Origin of the sequence: Pseudomonas sp. FeS53a (assembly GCF_000931385.1) — a bacterium.
Taxonomy (GTDB): Bacteria; Pseudomonadota; Gammaproteobacteria; order Pseudomonadales; family Pseudomonadaceae; genus Metapseudomonas; species Metapseudomonas otitidis.
Window position 1 is genome coordinate 13,870 of sequence record NZ_JYFT01000058.1, and the last position, 15,289, is coordinate 29,158.

Here is a 15,289-nt window from a genome sequence, read left to right on the forward strand (position 1 = left end):
CGACGGGGCACGTGCGCCGGCAGGTTCTGGGACCGGCACGACGGGCCTTTGGTTCGGCGGTGCCGCGCAGTCTACCCGCCCACCTTCTTCAGGCGCACCCCGCCCCAGAGTTCCTCGAGGTTGCGGAAGCCCCAGTCCTCGGGGGATTCGCGGGCGACGATGCGGTCGCGGCCCTGCATGGTGGCGAGGTCGATCACCTCCTGGGGGATCGGCACCTTGGAGCGGGCGGAGAAGAACACCCGCACTTTGGGCATCAGCAGGGAGCCACTGCCCTGCTCCAGCACCACGCCGAGGCGCCCGCTCTCCAGGCGCACCAGGGAGCCGGTGGGGTAGATGCCGACGCATTTGACGAAGGCCTGGAAGACCTTGGGGTCGAAGTGGCCCTTGGTCCACTCGGCCATCTTGTGCAGGGATTCGGCCGGGTCCCAGCCCTTCTTGTAGGGGCGGTCGGAGGTGATGGCGTCGTACACGTCGCACACCGCGCCCATCCGCGCCAGCAGGCTGATCTGCTCGCCGGCCAGGTGATGGGGGTAGCCGCTGCCGTCGAACTTCTCGTGGTGGTGCAGGCACACGTCCAGCACCAGCGCGCTGACCTGATGGCTCTCCAGCAGGATGCGCGCGCCGGCCATGGGGTGGCCGCGCATGGTGGCGAACTCGCTGTCGGTGAGCTTGCCGGGCTTGTTCAGCACGGCGTTGGGCACGGCCATCTTGCCGATGTCGTGGAGCAGCCCGGCGAGCCCGGCCTCGCGCACCTGGGGCTCGGGCAGGCCGAGCTGGCGGGCCAGGGCGATCATCAGGGCGCAGACGGCCACCGAGTGCATGTAGGTGTATTCGTCGGAGTTCTTCAGCCGCGCGAGGCTGATGAGGGCGTTGGGGTGGCGCAGCACCGAGGCGGAGATTTCCTCCACCAGCCCGTCGGCCTGGCTCAGCTCCACCACCTGGCCGAGCCGGGCGTCCTTGAACATGTCCATGACGGCGGCGCGGGAGCGCTCGCACAGCGCCACGGCCCGGGCCACCTCGTCCTCCAGGCTGACGGGGCGCGCGGCGGCGCTGTCGGGGTGGTTGGCGGCCAGCAGCTGGGCGTCGGCCTCTTCGTTGGCCTGCTCGGCCGTGACCTGGGCAGCGGCCTGGTCAGGGGCGAGGTCGATGCCCTTGGAGGTGTCGATCCAGACTTCGGTGACGGCGCTGTCGAGGATTCGCGCCAGGTCCTTCTGGGACTTCAGCAGGAAGCTGCTCTTCCAGAAGGGGTGGTCCATCCATGAGCCGCAGAGTTCCTGAACGTACATGCCCGGACGCAGGTCCGACACAGCGATCTTCTTCAACACGATGGGCACCGATGGAAACACACGAGAAAACAGGAACGACGGCGATGATGCCTGATGGTCAATGGCCGGAACAGCCGCTTCGCCTGACTTTAGCTGAGGAAGGGGATGAGTGTCTTGGCAGCCGTTCACGCCTGCGTATCATGGCAACGCCACCCACAGGCCAAGGAGCCATGGACCCATGAGGGCGCTGCTGACCGGTATCACCACCATCCTCCTCGTGCTGATCAACACCCTGGCCCTGATCGGCCCGATGTTGCTGATCGCCCTGCTCAAGCTGGTGCTCCCCGGCCAGGCCCTCAAGGACGCCTGCTCCCGCGCGGTGATGGGCATCGCCGAGGCCTGGGCGGAGAACTGCAAGCGCATCTTCGCCCTGCTCACCCCCACCCGCTGGGACATTCGCGGCGGCGAAGGCCTGCGCAACGATACCTCCTACCTGGTGGTGTCCAACCACCAGTCCTGGGTGGACATCCCCGCGCTGGTGCAGGCCTTCAACCGCAAGGCGCCCTACTTCAAGTTCTTCCTCAAGCAGGAGCTGATCTGGGTGCCCTTCATCGGCCTGGCGTTCTGGGCGCTGGACTACCCCTTCATGAAGCGCTACTCCAAGGCCTTCCTGGCGAAGCACCCGGAAATGAAGGGCAAGGACCTGGAGATCACCAAGGCCGCCTGCGAGAAGTTCAAGCGCCTGCCGGTCACCGTGGTGAACTACCTGGAAGGCACCCGCTTCACCCCCGCCAAGCAGGCCCAGCAGGGCTCCCCTTACCGCTACCTGCTCAAGCCCAAGGCGGGCGGTGTGGCCTTCGTGCTGGCGACCCTGGGTGAGCAGCTGGATGCGATCCTCGACGTCACGCTGATCTACCCCGGCCAGCAGGTGCCGGGCTTCTGGGCCCTGGTGTCGGGCCAGGTGCCGTGGGTGATCGTCGACATCCAGACCCGCGACCTCGACCCGTCCCTCTGGCAGGGCGACTACGAGAACGACCCGGTGTTCCGCCAGCACCTGCAGGACTGGGTGAGCCGCCTGTGGTCCGAGAAGGACGCCCGCATCCACCAGTTGCGCAGCGAACTGCACGGCTGACCCTCGCGGCCGGGCGCCCGCCCGGCCCGCCCCGCTGCGCTTTCCGACGAAGCGTCGCAGCCCCCGTACCACCCGGCCTGAAGCCCTGTCTGAAATGGCTGTAGAGCGCGCCGCCATTGGCGTTGACGCGCTTTAGCGTGTTTATATTGAACGCCCGATCAATTTAAAAGGAACCCCGTCCCCGCTCCCGCACTCTCACCCGAATGCCCGAATCCGCGTTAAAGGAGATGCCGCTTGCCGACACCCTCGACCACCCACGCAGGGGGAACCCTGTGAACACCTCGACCCAAGCTTCCACCCCGTCCCTGCGCATGAACGCCCCGGTGCTGATCGGCTCGGCGGCCTTCGTCCTCATCTTCGGCCTGGCCGCCACCCTGTTCGCCGAACAGGCCGGTGAATGGCTCGCCCGCGCCCAGGCCTGGGCCTCTGGCAGCGTCGGCTGGTACTACCTGCTGGCGATGACGCTGTACCTGGTCTTCGTGGTGGTCACCGCGCTGTCCGGCTATGGCCGGATCAAGCTCGGTGCCGACCACGACGAGCCCGAGTTCAGCTACCTGTCCTGGGCCGGCATGCTGTTCGCCGCCGGCATCAGCATCACCCTGTTCTTCTTCTGCGTGTCGGAGCCGCTGACCCACTTCGCCCAGCCGCCCAAGGGCGAGGCCGGTGGCAGCGAAGCCGCGCGCCAGGCCATGCAGCTGCTGTTCCTGCACTGGGGCCTGCACGGCTGGGGCGTGTTCGCCCTGGTGGCCATGGCCCTGGCCTACTTCGCCTACCGCCACAACCTGCCGCTGGCGCTGCGTTCGGCGCTGTACCCGCTGATCGGCAAGCGCATCAACGGCCCCATCGGCTATACCGTGGACGCCTTCGGCATCATCGCCACGGTGTTCGGCCTGGGTGCCGACATGGGCTTCGGCGTGCTGCACCTCAATGCCGGCCTGGACTACCTGTTCGGCATCCCCCACGACCAGTGGGTGCAGGTGGCGCTGATCGTGCTGATGATGGGCGCCGCCGTGATCGTCGCCGTCAGCGGCGTGGAGAAGGGCGTGCGGGTGATGTCCGACGTCAACATGCTGCTGGCCTGCTCGCTGCTGCTGTTCGTGCTCTTCGCCGGGCCCACCCAGCACCTGCTGAACATGCTGGTGCAGAACCTGGGCGACTACCTGGGCGCGCTGCCGACCAAGAGCTTCGACCTCTACGCCTACGACGGCGGCACCCGCTGGCTGGGCGACTGGACGGTGTTCTACTGGGCCTGGTGGATCGCCTGGGCGCCCTTCGTCGGGCTGTTCATCGCGCGGATTTCCCGCGGCCGGACGATCCGCGAGTTCGTCTTCGGCGTGCTGTTCATTCCCCTGGGCTTCACCCTGGCGTGGATGTCGATCTTCGGCAACAGCGCCCTGGAGCAGGCCTTCAGCGGCGCCAGCGACCTGGCCACGGTGGCGGTGAACGAACCGTCCATGGCCATCTACCACCTGCTGGAAAGCTACCCCTGGAGCCGCGCGGTGATCGCCGTGACGGTGTTCATCAGCTTCGTGTTCTTCGTCACCTCCGCCGACTCGGGCACCGTGGTGCTGTCCACCCTCTCCTCCCGGGGCGGCGCGGTGGACGAGGACGGCCCGCGCTGGCTGCGGGTGTTCTGGGGCGCACTGACCGCGCTGATCACCATCGGCCTGCTGTTCGCCGGCAGCATCGACGCGCTGAAGTCGGCGGTGGTGCTCACCTCCCTGCCCTTCTCGCTGATCCTGCTGCTGATGATGTGGGGGCTGCACAAGGCCTTCTACCTGGAGTCCCAGCGCCAGCGCGCCCGCCTGCATGCGCCCTCGCCGGTGGACCAGCGCTCGCCCCGGCGCCGCAGCGGCTGGCGCCAGCGCCTGGCCCAGGCGGTGCATTTCCCCTCGCGGGACGAGGTGTACCGCTTCATGGAGGAGCAGGTGCGACCGGCCATGGAAGCCCTTGCCGAGCAGTTCCGCACCCGTGGCCTGACGGTGGAAACCCACATGGATCCGGCCGGCGCCAGCCTGAGCCTGGAAGTGGGCCATGGCGAGGAACACCCGTTCCTCTACCGGGTGGTGATGCGCGGCTACTTCACGCCCTCCTTCGCCGTCGCCGGGCTGGACGCGCGTAACCGCCAGAACCGCCGCTACTACCGCGCCGAGGTGCACCTGGCCGAGGGCAGCCAGGACTACGACCTGGTGGGCTACAGCCGCCAGCAGGTGATCGACGACATGCTCGACCAGTACGAGCGGCACCTGCAGTTCCTGCACCTGGTGCGTTGACCGCAGCCCCGGGCGAACGCCCGGACGCCCTCCTGTCAGCCGCCCATAAAAAAGAGGAGCCGTCATGGCTCCTCGAAGGACAGGTACTGCGCCGGTAGAACGCAGCACCAGGGGTTGCGGCTCAGGGCTCAGGCGGCGCTGAAGGTCTTGTGCGGGTCGATGACGAATTTCTTCGGCACGCCGGCATCGAACTCGCCGTAGCCACGGGGCGCGTCATCCAGGCTGATGACCTGCACACCCACCACTTCGGCGATGTTGATGCGGTCCCACATGATGGCCTGCATGAGCTGGCGGTTGTATTTCATCACCGGGGTCTGGCCGGTGTGGAAGCTGTGGGACTTGGCCCAGCCGAGGCCGAAACGGATGCTCAGGCTGCCGATCTTGGCGGCGGCGTCCACGGCGCCCGGGTCTTCGGTGACGTAGAGGCCGGGGATGCCGATCTTGCCGGCCACGCGGGTGACCTGCATCAGCGAGTTGAGCACGGTGGCCGGGGCCTCGTGTTGGGCACCGGCATGGCCGTGGCCACGGGCTTCGAAGCCCACGGCGTCGACGGCGCAATCCACTTCCGGCTCGCCCAGCAGGTCGGCGATCTGCTCGTGCAGCGGGGTGTCCTTGGACAGGTCGGCGATCTCGAAACCGACGGCCTTGGCGTGGGCCAGGCGCACCGGGTTGACGTCGCCGACGATGACCACGGCCGCGCCCAGCAGGCGGGCGGAGGCGGCAGCGGCGAGGCCCACCGGGCCGGCACCGGCCACGTAGACGGTGGAGCCCGGGCCGACGCCGGCGGTGACGGCGCCGTGGTAGCCGGTGGGCAGGATGTCGGAGAGGCAGGTCAGGTCGCGGATCTTCTCCATCGCCTTGTCGCGCTCGGGCAGCTTCAGCAGGTTGAAGTCGGCGTAGGGCACCAGCACGTACTCGGCCTGGCCACCGGTCCAGTCGCCCATGTCGACGTAGCCGTAGGCACCGCCTGCGCGGGCCGGGTTGACGGTCAGGCAGACGCCGGTGTGCATCTCCTTGCAGGAGCGGCAACGGCCGCAGGCGACGTTGAAGGGCACGGACACCAGGTCACCGATCTTCAGGTTCTCGACGTCGCTGCCCTTCTCCACCACCTCGCCGGTGATTTCGTGGCCGAGCACCAGGCCGACCTGGGCGGTGGTACGGCCGCGCACCATGTGCTGGTCCGAGCCGCAGATGTTGGTGGAGACGACCTTCAGGATCACGCCGTGCTCGATCTTCCTGCCACGGGGGTCCTGCATCTTCGGGTAGTCGATCTTCTGCACTTCGACCTTGCCCGCTCCGAGATAAACGACACCACGATTACCAGACATGCATGAATCTCCTTTGTTGTTGTGGATACAAAGGCGCGGCCTGGGCCACGCGGCCTTGTACTGGAGCTTGTGTCTGTTGCCGGAGCCGCCGGGTGGAACTGGCAGGGCGGCTGCCGAAATCTGTAGCCGGACGCACGTCCGGGGTCTGGCACGCGCCCGGGCCGAGGCCCGACCACGTCTGCTGGTTCAGAGCACCACGGTGCGGTTGGCGTTGAGGAACACGCGGCGCTCGATGTGGTAGCCCACCGCCTTGGCCAGGGTCAGGCATTCGATGTCACGCCCCTTGGCCACCAGGTCCTCGGGGTAGTGGGCATGGTCCACCGGTTCGACGCCCTGGGTGATGATCGGGCCCTCGTCCAGGTCGTTGTTGATGTAGTGGGCCGTGGCACCCACCAGCTTGACCCCCTTCTGGTAGGCCTGGTGGTAGGGCTTGGCGCCCTTGAAACCGGGCAGCAGGGAGTGGTGGATGTTGATGGCCCAGCCATCCAGGCGCCGGCACAGCTCGGGCGACAGCACCTGCATGTAGCGGGCGAGCACCACCAGCTCGGCACCGGTGTCTTCGATCACCTGCAGCACGCGCCGCTCCTGGGCGGGCTTGTCGTTGGGGTCGAGGGGGAAGTGGTGGTAAGGGATGCCGTGCCAACGGGCCAGCGGCTCCAGGTCGGGGTGGTTGGACACCACGGCCATCACGTCCATCGCCAGTTGGCCGATGCGCTGGCGGTAGAGCAGGTCATGCAGGCAGTGGTCGGCCTTGGAGACCATGATCACCACCTTGGCGCGGTAGCCCGGCGGGGTCAGCTCCACCTGCATGTCGAAGGGTGCCACGCGGGCGGCCAGGCCGGCACGGAAGGCGGCCTCGTCGAAGCCGTCGGGCTGGCGGAACTCGACGCGGATGAAGAAGCGCGCGGACAACCGGTCATCGAACGAGTGGTGCTCGGTGACGTAGCAGCGCTGCTCGAACAGGTAGCCGGTCACCGCGTCCACCGTGCCGAGCACGCTGGGGCAGTGGGCGGTGAGGATCCAGGTATCGGGGGTGCGGCTCATGTCGGGGCCTCGGTAATCCGTGCTGTCAGGGGGCGCAGGGGGGAGAACGCTTCACCCCTCCACCTGCGCTGGCCTGCGGGTGGACGGCAACGGTGCCGTCCACCCTCCATCTCACGCCTTGATCGCCAGCCCGTACTCGGCGCTGGCGTCCTGCAGCCAGAGCCAGAGGTAGTCGGAGAAGCTGCGGCGCACCACCAGTTCCCAGGTGTCCTCGCCGGTGTGGCGGATCACCGCCGTGGCCTTGGCGAAGTGGGTGCCCACCGCCTTGCCCACCGGGAAATTGCTCGGGTGCACGTCGTAGGAGGTGGACTTCATCAGCAGCTCGCGCACCTTCGGCCCGCTCAATTCCAGCAGGGTCTGGCCGCCGCTGACGTTGACCACGGCGATGTGCTGGCCGTCCAGCGCCTCGCGCAGGCGTTGCTCGGTGGCGAACTCCTGGCCACCAGGGACGATCAGCAGCCACTCGTCCGGGCCCAGCCACTGCAGCGAGGTGTCACCGTTGGCCACCAGGGTCAGCGCCACCGGCAGCTCCAGGCCCAGGGCCTTGTGCACGCCGCCGGCGAAGGCCGGGTCGCTGGCTTCGCCACGGATCACCAGGTGGCCCAGCAGCTTCTTCTCGCGCAGCACGACTCCGGCGCTGGCCTTGCCCTTGCGCGCCAGCTCGTCGAGGCCGGCGTGGTGCAGGGGCGACTCGCCCTGGATGTTGCCCGGGCGTTGTTCGTAGACGTTGACGTTAGACATTCTGGCGATCCCCTTTCGGGTCATAGAACACGGAGCTGCAGATTTCGGCTTCGATCACGCTGCCATCGGCCAGGGGGGCGAAGACCCGCTCGCCCATGCGCTTGAGGCCGCCCTTGACCACGGCCAGGGCGAAGGCATGGCCGAGGCTGGCGCTCATGTAGCTGGAGGTGACGTGGCCGACCATCTTCATCGGGATGGACTGCTTGGGATCGAACACCAGCTGCGCGCCTTCCGGCAGGACCTTGTTCGGGTCCAGCGGCTTGAGGCCCACCAGCTGCTTGCGGTCCTCGCGCAGGCAGTCTTCGCGGTTCATGCCGCGCCAGCCGATCCAGGAGAACGGCTTGTTGCGGCCGACGCACCAGCCCATGCCCAGGTCGTCCGGGGTGACCGAGCCGTCGGTGTCCTGGCCGACGATGATGAAGCCCTTCTCGGCCCGCAGCACGTGCATGGTCTCGGTGCCGTAGGGGGTCAGGTTGTACTTCTTGCCGGCCTCGATCAGCTGCTTCCACACGCCCAGGGCGTAGTCGGCCTGCACGTTCACTTCATAGGACAGCTCGCCGGTGAAGGAGATGCGGAACACCCGCGCCGGCACGCCCCCCACCTTGCCTTCCTTCCAGCTCATGAAGGGGAAGGCGTCCTTGTCCAGGTCGATGTCGGTGACCTCGGCCAGCAGCTTGCGGCTGTTGGGGCCGGACAGGGTCATGGTGGCCCAGTGGTCGGTGACCGAGGTGAAGTACACCTTCATCTCCGGCCACTCGGTCTGGTGGTACAGCTCCAGCCACTCCATGACGCGGGCGGCGCCGCCGGTGGTGGTGGTCATGATGAAGTGGTTGTCGCCGACGCAGGCGGTGACGCCGTCGTCGAAGACCATGCCGTCTTCCTTGCACATCAGGCCGTAGCGGGCCTTGCCCACGTCCAGCTTGGTCCAGGCGTTGGTGTAGACGCGGTTGAGGAACTCACGGGCGTCCGGGCCCTGGATGTCGATCTTGCCGAGGGTGGAGGCATCGAGGATGCCCACGCTCTCGCGCACGGCCTTGCATTCGCGGGCCACGGCGGCGTGCAGGTCCTCGCCGTTCTTCGGGAAGTACCAGGGGCGCTTCCACTGGCCGACGTCCTCGAACTCGGCGCCCTGGGCCAGGTGCCAGCTGTGCATGGCGGTGTAGCGCTTGGGATCGAACAGGTGGCCGCAGTGACGCCCGGCCACGGCGCCGAAGGTCACCGGGGTGTAGTTCGGGCGGAACATGGTGGTGCCCATCTCGGCGACGCTGATGCCCATCGAACGGGCGGCGATGGCCAGGCCGTTGATGTTGCCCAGCTTGCCCTGGTCGGTGCCGAAGCCCAGCGCGGTGTAGCGCTTGACGTGCTCGACCGATTCGAAGCCCTCGCGGGTGGCCAGTTCGATGCCGGCGGCGGTGACGTCGTTCTGCAGGTCGACGAACTGCTTCGGCGCACGGGCGGTGGACTTGTCGTGGGGCACCTGGAACAGCGCCAGGGTGGGCTCCTCGTGACGGATGGCGGCCTTGGGCACGACGCCTTCCACCGGCTTGAAGCCGGCTTCGGCAGCGGCCTTGGCACCGGCCTCGTAGCCGTCGGCGAGGACGTCGCCGAGGCCGAAGACGCCGTTCACGGCACCGGCGCACAGGCGCTTCTGGAAGCCGCCCTCGCTGGGCACGAAGGCCAGGATGTCTTCACGCCAGGTGGGCTTGCCGCCCAGGTGGGAGGCCAGGTGCACCACGGGGCTGTAGCCGCCGGAGCTGACGATCAGGTCGCAGTCCACCACTTCGCCGGGGCTGGTGACGCGGTGGCCCTTGACGTCGATGGCGCAGATGCGGGCACCGGTGACGCGCTTGCTGCCACGGCACTCGACCACGGCGCTGCCGGTGAGGATGCGCACGCCACGGGCGCGGGCCTCCTCGACCCAGGCGCCGCGCGGATTGCTGCGGGCATCGGCGACGGCGACCACTTTCTGCCCGGCGTCCAGCCAGTCCAGCACCACGCGGTAGGCGTAGTCGTTGTTGGTGGACAGCACCAGTTCGCGGCCGGGGGCCACGCCGTAGCGGTTGACGTAGGTGGAGACGGCACCGGCCAGCATGTTGCCGGGGACGTCGTTGTTGGCATACACCAGCGGCCGCTCGTGGGCGCCGGCGGCCAGCACCACGCGCTTGGCGCGCACGCGGTGGACGCGGTGGCGCGCCTGCCCACGGGGGGCGACTTCACCCAGGTGGTCGGTGAGGCGCTGGTGGATGGTGAGGAAGTTGTGGTCGTGGTAGCCGTTCACCGTGGCGCGCGGCAGCAGGGTCACCTCCGGCAGGCTGGCCAGCTCGGCCAGGGCCTTGGCGACCCATTCGGCGGCGGGCTTGCCGTCCAGGGTTTCGCGGGTGTCCAGCAGGCTGCCGCCGAACTCTTCCTGCTCGTCGGCGAGGATCACGCGGGCGCCGCTACGGCCGGCCGCCAGGGCGGCAGCCAGGCCGGCGGGGCCGGCACCGACCACCAGCACGTCGCAGTGCTGGTTGAGGTGGTCGTAGATGTCCGGGTCCACTTCGGTGGGCGAGCGGCCCAGGCCGGCGGCCTTGCGGATGTACTTCTCGTAGGTCAGCCACAGGTTCTGCGGGTACATGAAGGTCTTGTAGTAGAACCCGGGCGGCATCATGCCGCCGCCGACCTTGCCGAGGATGCCCATCAGGTCGGTGTTGACGCTCGGCCAGCCATTGGTGCTGCTGGCCACCAGGCCGCCGTACAGGGCCTGCTGGGTGGCGCGGATGTTCGGCACCTGGGCCTGTTCGGTGGAGCCCAGCTGGAGGATGGCATTGGGCTCTTCGGCACCGGCGGCGACGATGCCGCGCGGGCGGGAATACTTGAAGGAGCGACCGACGACGTCCACGCCGTTGGCCAGCAGGGCCGAGGCGAGGGTGTCGCCGGCGTAGCCCTGGTAGTTCTGGCCGTTGAAGGTGAAAGTCAGGGGCTGGCCACGCTGGACGCGGCCCCCCTTGGGAAGGCGGTTGACCTGGCTCATGCCGTTACTCCTGCAGGCGCTGCTTTCTTCTCGCCGGTGGTGGCTTCGGTGATGCTGGGCTTCTCACCGATCTTGTAGGTTTCGAGGATTTCGTAGGTCACGGTGTGGCGGGTGACGTTGAAGTAACGACGGCAGCCGGCCGCGTGGACCCACAGCTCGTGGTGCAGGCCACGGGGGTTGTCGCGGAAGAACATGTAGTCGCCCCACTCCTCGTCGGTGCAGGCGCCCGGGTCCAGCGGGCGCGGGATGTGCGCCTGGCCCTTGGCGTGGAATTCCTCTTCGGAGCGCAGCTCGCCGCAATGGGGACAGAAGATGTGCAGCATGGCGGGTCTCCTTAGTGAGCCACGGCAGCGGCGCCGTGCTCGTCGATCAGTGCGCCGTTGTGGAAACGTTCGATGGAGAAGGGCTTGGCCAGCGGGTGCATCTCGCCGGCGGCCAGGCTGGCGGCGAAGACGTTGCCCGAGCCGGGGGTGGCCTTGAAGCCGCCGGTGCCCCAGCCGCAGTTGAAGAACAGGTTCTTCACCGGTGTCTTGGCGATGATCGGGCAGGCGTCGGGGGTGGTGTCGACGATGCCGCCCCACTGGCGGTTCATGCGTACGCGCGACAGCACCGGGAACATCTCGACGATGGCCTGCAGGGTGTGCTCGATGGTCGGGTAGGAGCCGCGCTGGCCGTAGCCGTTGTAGCCGTCGATGCCGGCGCCGATGACCAGGTCGCCCTTGTCGGACTGGCTGATGTAGCCGTGCACGGCGTTGGACATGATCACGCTGTGGATGATCGGCTTGATCGGCTCGGACACCAGGGCCTGCAGCGGGTGGGACTCCAGCGGCAGGCGGAAGCCGGCGAGCTTGGCCATGTGCCCGGAGTTGCCGGCGGTGACCACGCCGACGCGCTTGGCGCCGATGAAGCCGCGGTTGGTCTCGACGCCGATCACCGCGCCATCCTGCTTGCGGAAGCCGATCACTTCGGTGTTCTGCAGCAGGTCGACGCCCAGGGCGTCGGCGGCGCGGGCGAAGCCCCAGGCCACGGCGTCGTGGCGGGCCACGCCGCCCCGGCGCTGCACGGTGGAGCCGAGGATCGGGTAGCGGGTGTTCTTGCTGCAGTCCAGGTAGGGGATCTCCTCGGCCACCTGGCGGGCGTTCAGCAGTTCGCCGTCCACACCGTTGAGGCGGTTGGCACTGACGCGGCGCTCGGCGTCACGCATGTCCTGCAGGGTGTGGCAGAGGTTGTAGACGCCACGCTGGGAGAACATCACGTTGTAGTTCAGGTCCTGGGACAGGCCTTCCCACAGCTTCATGGCGTGCTCGTAGAGGTGCGCCGCCTCGTCCCACAGGTAGTTGGAGCGGACGATGGTGGTGTTGCGCGCGGTGTTGCCGCCGCCCAGCCAGCCCTTCTCCACCACCGCGACGTTCTTCACGCCGAATTCCTTGGCCAGGTAGTAGGCCGTGGCCAGGCCATGGCCACCGCCGCCCACCACGATCACGTCATAGACCGGCTTGGGCGTGGGGTTGCGCCACATGCGCTGCCAGTTCTCGTGATGGCTCAGGGAGTGCTTGAACAGGCCGAAGCCGGAATAACGTTGCATGCTCGGACTCCTGGATCAGCGGTAGACGGGGAAGTCGGCGCACAGCGCCGCCACCTGCCGGGCCACCTGGGCTTCCACATCGGCGTCGCCGAGGTGGTCGAGGATGTCGCAGATCCAGCCGGCGAGTTCGGTGGACTGGGCTTCCTTGAAACCGCGGGTGGTGATGGCCGGGGTACCGATGCGCACGCCGGAGGTGACGAAGGGCGACTGCGGGTCGTTGGGCACGGCGTTCTTGTTCACGGTGATGCCGGCGCGGCCAAGGGCGGCGTCGGCGTCCTTGCCGGTCAGGCCCTGCTTGATCAGGCTGACCAGGAACAGGTGGTTGTCGGTGCCGCCGGAGACCACGTCGTAGCCACGGTCGATGAATACCTTGGCCATGGCCTGGGCATTTTTGATGACCTGGGCCTGGTAGGTCTTGAAGCCGGGCTCCAGCGCTTCCTTGAAGCACACGGCCTTGGCGGCGATGACGTGCATCAGCGGGCCGCCCTGGGCGCCGGGGAACACGGCGGAGTTGAGTTTCTTCTCGATCTCTTCGTTCTTGCGCGCGAGGATCAGGCCACCGCGCGGGCCGCGCAGGGTCTTGTGGGTGGTGGTGGTGACCACGTCGGCGTAAGGCAGCGGGTTCGGGTACAGGCCGGCGGCCACCAGGCCGGCGACGTGGGCCATGTCGACGAACAGCAGCGCCCCGACCTTGTCGGCGATGGCGCGGAAGCGCGGGAAGTCGAGGGTCTTGGAGTAGGCGGAGAAGCCGGCGACGATCATCTTCGGCTTGTGCTCCACGGCCAGGCGCTCGACTTCGTCGTAGTCGATCAGGCCGGTGGCCGGGTCCAGGCCGTACTGCACGGCGTTGTACAGCTTGCCGGAGGAGGACACCTTGGCGCCGTGGGTGAGGTGGCCGCCGTGGGCCAGGCTCATGCCCAGCAGGGTGTCGCCAGCATTGAGCAGGGCCAGGTAGACGGCGCTGTTGGCGGAGGAGCCGGAGTGCGGCTGGACGTTTGCGTAGTCGGCGCCGAACAGCTGCTTGGCGCGGTCGATGGCCAGCTGCTCCACCTTGTCGACGAATTCGCAACCGCCGTAGTAGCGCTTGCCCGGGTAGCCTTCGGCGTACTTGTTGGTCAGGCCGCTGCCCTGGGCTTCCATCACCCGCTGGCTGGTGTAGTTCTCGGAGGCGATCAGCTCGATGTGGTCTTCCTGTCGGTGCGCTTCTTCCTGCATCGCGCTGAACAGTTCGTCGTCGTAGCCCTGGATTCGGTCTTGCTTGCTGAACATCGCTGATCTCCTGCGGTGCGGCTGTCGCACGGGGTTTGGGGGGCTGGTCGGAAGCCATCGCGGCAAGCGCCCACCGGTGTTTCCTCCGGGGGCGCCAGCGCCGGAATCTCCGGCCTGACCGGGCCTGTTGCGACCGATTGTGCGAAAACGCCTGGGGGGTGACTTGCCTGTTTACGACGTCCAAATGCTCAAACGACCCGGCCCGCGACACGGCGCTTTCAGCGGCCACCCTGCCTCCGGGGCGACAGGGCGCGGCGGTGCCAGGCCGCGCCGTCTTTGCCAAAAGCGACGACGCGATGGGAACAGTAGATGACGCCACGGGACATGGCCGTCGGCGCGACGGAGAGGCGATGGATGAACACACGTGGGTGATCCCCACAAAGCGTGGAGCACCCTGTGGATAACCTGTAGAGCGCTGGCGCCACACCAGGCACGGTGAGGCCTCCCGGGCTTCGTACATTTCTTGAGCAGCATCAGCGGGTTGCAGCCGGTGCTTGCCCACAGAAACTGTGCACGGCCCTGTTCACAGCCTGTGGATAGATCGTCATGACCCACGCCTGAAGAGGCCTTTGAGGGTTTGCGGAAAGGTTGTCCAGTGCCCCACTTGCCCACAGCGCTGCACAGTGGTCCGGACAGGCTGTGGATGCCGGCGCGCTGGACAAGCCGCCCGGGCACTGGCTAGCGTGCCGGCTCCCAGGCAATCGCCCAATGAAAAGGACGCCCCATGGTCACCTGCTACCTGCGCTACATCATCGATCCCTACAAGCTCGCCGAGTTCGAGCACTACGGGCGCCTGTGGATTCCGCTGGTGGAGAAGTTCGGCGGCCAGCACCATGGCTACTTCCTGCCGTCCGAGGGCGCCAACAACGTCGCCATGGCGATGTTCACCTTCCCCAGCCTGGCCGCCTACGAGACCTACCGCACCCAGTCGATGCAGGACGCCGACTGCCAGGCGGCCTTCGCCTACGCGGAGCAGACCCGCTGCATCCTCAGCTACGAGCGCAGCTTCTTCCGCCCGGTCTTCGAATGACCCCTCCCCCTGCGGCCTGGCGCCACCTCCGGTTCGTCAGCGCCGCCCGCCCCTGATACCCACAGGCACAGCGGACGCGTGCAGACGCAGCGCCCGAGGGGCGACGTGTCGGTTTTACGCGGGCGTGCGGATACGGAACGCGGGGAGAGGGCCCGGCCAGCGGCCAGGCCCGGGGGATGGGGTCAGTTGAGGTGCGCCAGGCACTGGTTGGTGACCTTGATCAGGCGCTCGTGGGTGGGCTTGGGCAGCGGGGTGGTCTGGTTCTTCAGCTCGTCCAGCTCGGCCTGGCTGAACTCGGCACCGACCTTGTCGGCAGCACAGCCGCAGTATTTCTGCAGTTTGTCCCCGGCCACCTGGGCCTGGGCGCCGGCGGCGCAGTCCTGGACGAAACGCTCGCGCTCGCCCGGCCCCCATTGGGCGGCGGCGGCCGACAGGCTGACGGAAAGGGTGGCGGCAACGGCAAGCAGGTGGGTGTAGCGCATCGGTGACACTCCTCAGGTGATGGCAGGGTCCGGCCCCGTGGCAGGTGCGGTTCTGTTGTGAGCCGCAAAGCCCGCTCGGAGTTCCTGAAGGCGCCCGGACAGCGCCTGGGTGGAAACAGATGTCGCC

Annotated in this window: 12 protein-coding genes; 3 read left to right on the top strand and 9 right to left on the bottom strand. The window is 67.7% G+C overall.

Annotation, left to right across the window (positions count from 1 at the left end; genetic code table 11):
- Positions 1 to 71: 71 nt before the first annotated feature.
- Positions 72 to 1,325 carry an HD-GYP domain-containing protein gene (locus tag SZ55_RS17665; protein ID WP_044409260.1) on the bottom strand — a complete coding sequence of 418 codons (1,254 nt, stop codon included), beginning with the start codon at positions 1,323 to 1,325 and terminating at the stop codon, positions 72 to 74.
- A gap of 178 nt (positions 1,326 to 1,503) precedes the next feature.
- Between SZ55_RS17665 and SZ55_RS17670 the strand changes: the two genes are divergently transcribed.
- The gene (locus SZ55_RS17670) at positions 1,504 to 2,397 is read left to right on the top strand and encodes an acyltransferase (protein WP_044409125.1); all 894 of its coding nucleotides are present in this window, start codon (positions 1,504 to 1,506) and stop codon (positions 2,395 to 2,397) included.
- Between the two features lie 311 nt (positions 2,398 to 2,708).
- Complete coding sequence (betT, locus tag SZ55_RS17675) at positions 2,709 to 4,670, top strand: choline BCCT transporter BetT (RefSeq protein WP_222119543.1); 1,962 nt, start codon at positions 2,709 to 2,711, stop codon at positions 4,668 to 4,670.
- 128 nt (positions 4,671 to 4,798) lie between these two features.
- Here betT and fdhA read toward each other — a convergent pair whose 3' ends face one another.
- From fdhA to glyA, 7 genes are all read right to left on the bottom strand, one after another.
- Entirely contained in the window at positions 4,799 to 5,998 is a 1,200-nt protein-coding gene (fdhA, locus tag SZ55_RS17680; RefSeq protein WP_044409128.1) for a formaldehyde dehydrogenase, glutathione-independent, read from the bottom strand.
- Positions 5,999 to 6,184: 186 nt separating this feature from the next.
- Complete coding sequence (purU, locus tag SZ55_RS17685; RefSeq protein ID WP_044409131.1) at positions 6,185 to 7,042, bottom strand: formyltetrahydrofolate deformylase; 858 nt, start codon at positions 7,040 to 7,042, stop codon at positions 6,185 to 6,187.
- Between the two features lie 111 nt (positions 7,043 to 7,153).
- Positions 7,154 to 7,783: a sarcosine oxidase subunit gamma gene (locus tag SZ55_RS17690; protein WP_044409134.1), complete on the bottom strand. Its 630-nt coding sequence runs from the start codon at positions 7,781 to 7,783 to the stop codon at positions 7,154 to 7,156.
- Positions 7,776 to 10,796, bottom strand: a complete 3,021-nt coding sequence (locus SZ55_RS17695; protein ID WP_044409137.1) for a sarcosine oxidase subunit alpha — start codon at positions 10,794 to 10,796, stop codon at positions 7,776 to 7,778. Before SZ55_RS17695 ends, SZ55_RS17690 begins: the two co-directional genes overlap by 8 nt.
- The gene (locus SZ55_RS17700) at positions 10,793 to 11,119 is read right to left on the bottom strand and encodes a sarcosine oxidase subunit delta (protein WP_044409140.1); all 327 of its coding nucleotides are present in this window, start codon (positions 11,117 to 11,119) and stop codon (positions 10,793 to 10,795) included. The genes SZ55_RS17695 and SZ55_RS17700 overlap by 4 nt, the downstream gene beginning before the upstream one ends.
- An 11-nt stretch (positions 11,120 to 11,130) precedes the next feature.
- Complete coding sequence (locus SZ55_RS17705; RefSeq protein ID WP_044409143.1) at positions 11,131 to 12,381, bottom strand: sarcosine oxidase subunit beta family protein; 1,251 nt, start codon at positions 12,379 to 12,381, stop codon at positions 11,131 to 11,133.
- Positions 12,382 to 12,396: 15 nt separating this feature from the next.
- Complete coding sequence (gene glyA, locus SZ55_RS17710; protein WP_044409145.1) at positions 12,397 to 13,650, bottom strand: serine hydroxymethyltransferase; 1,254 nt, start codon at positions 13,648 to 13,650, stop codon at positions 12,397 to 12,399.
- A gap of 724 nt (positions 13,651 to 14,374) precedes the next feature.
- Between glyA and SZ55_RS17715 the strand changes: the two genes are divergently transcribed.
- A complete protein-coding gene (locus SZ55_RS17715; RefSeq protein ID WP_044409148.1) occupies positions 14,375 to 14,680 on the top strand; it encodes an NIPSNAP family protein in 306 nt (101 codons plus the stop codon).
- 182 nt (positions 14,681 to 14,862) lie between these two features.
- On the opposite strand, the gene SZ55_RS17720 is transcribed toward SZ55_RS17715, so the two are convergent.
- The gene (locus SZ55_RS17720; RefSeq protein ID WP_044409151.1) at positions 14,863 to 15,162 is read right to left on the bottom strand and encodes a hypothetical protein; all 300 of its coding nucleotides are present in this window, start codon (positions 15,160 to 15,162) and stop codon (positions 14,863 to 14,865) included.
- Positions 15,163 to 15,289: the final 127 nt, after the last annotated feature.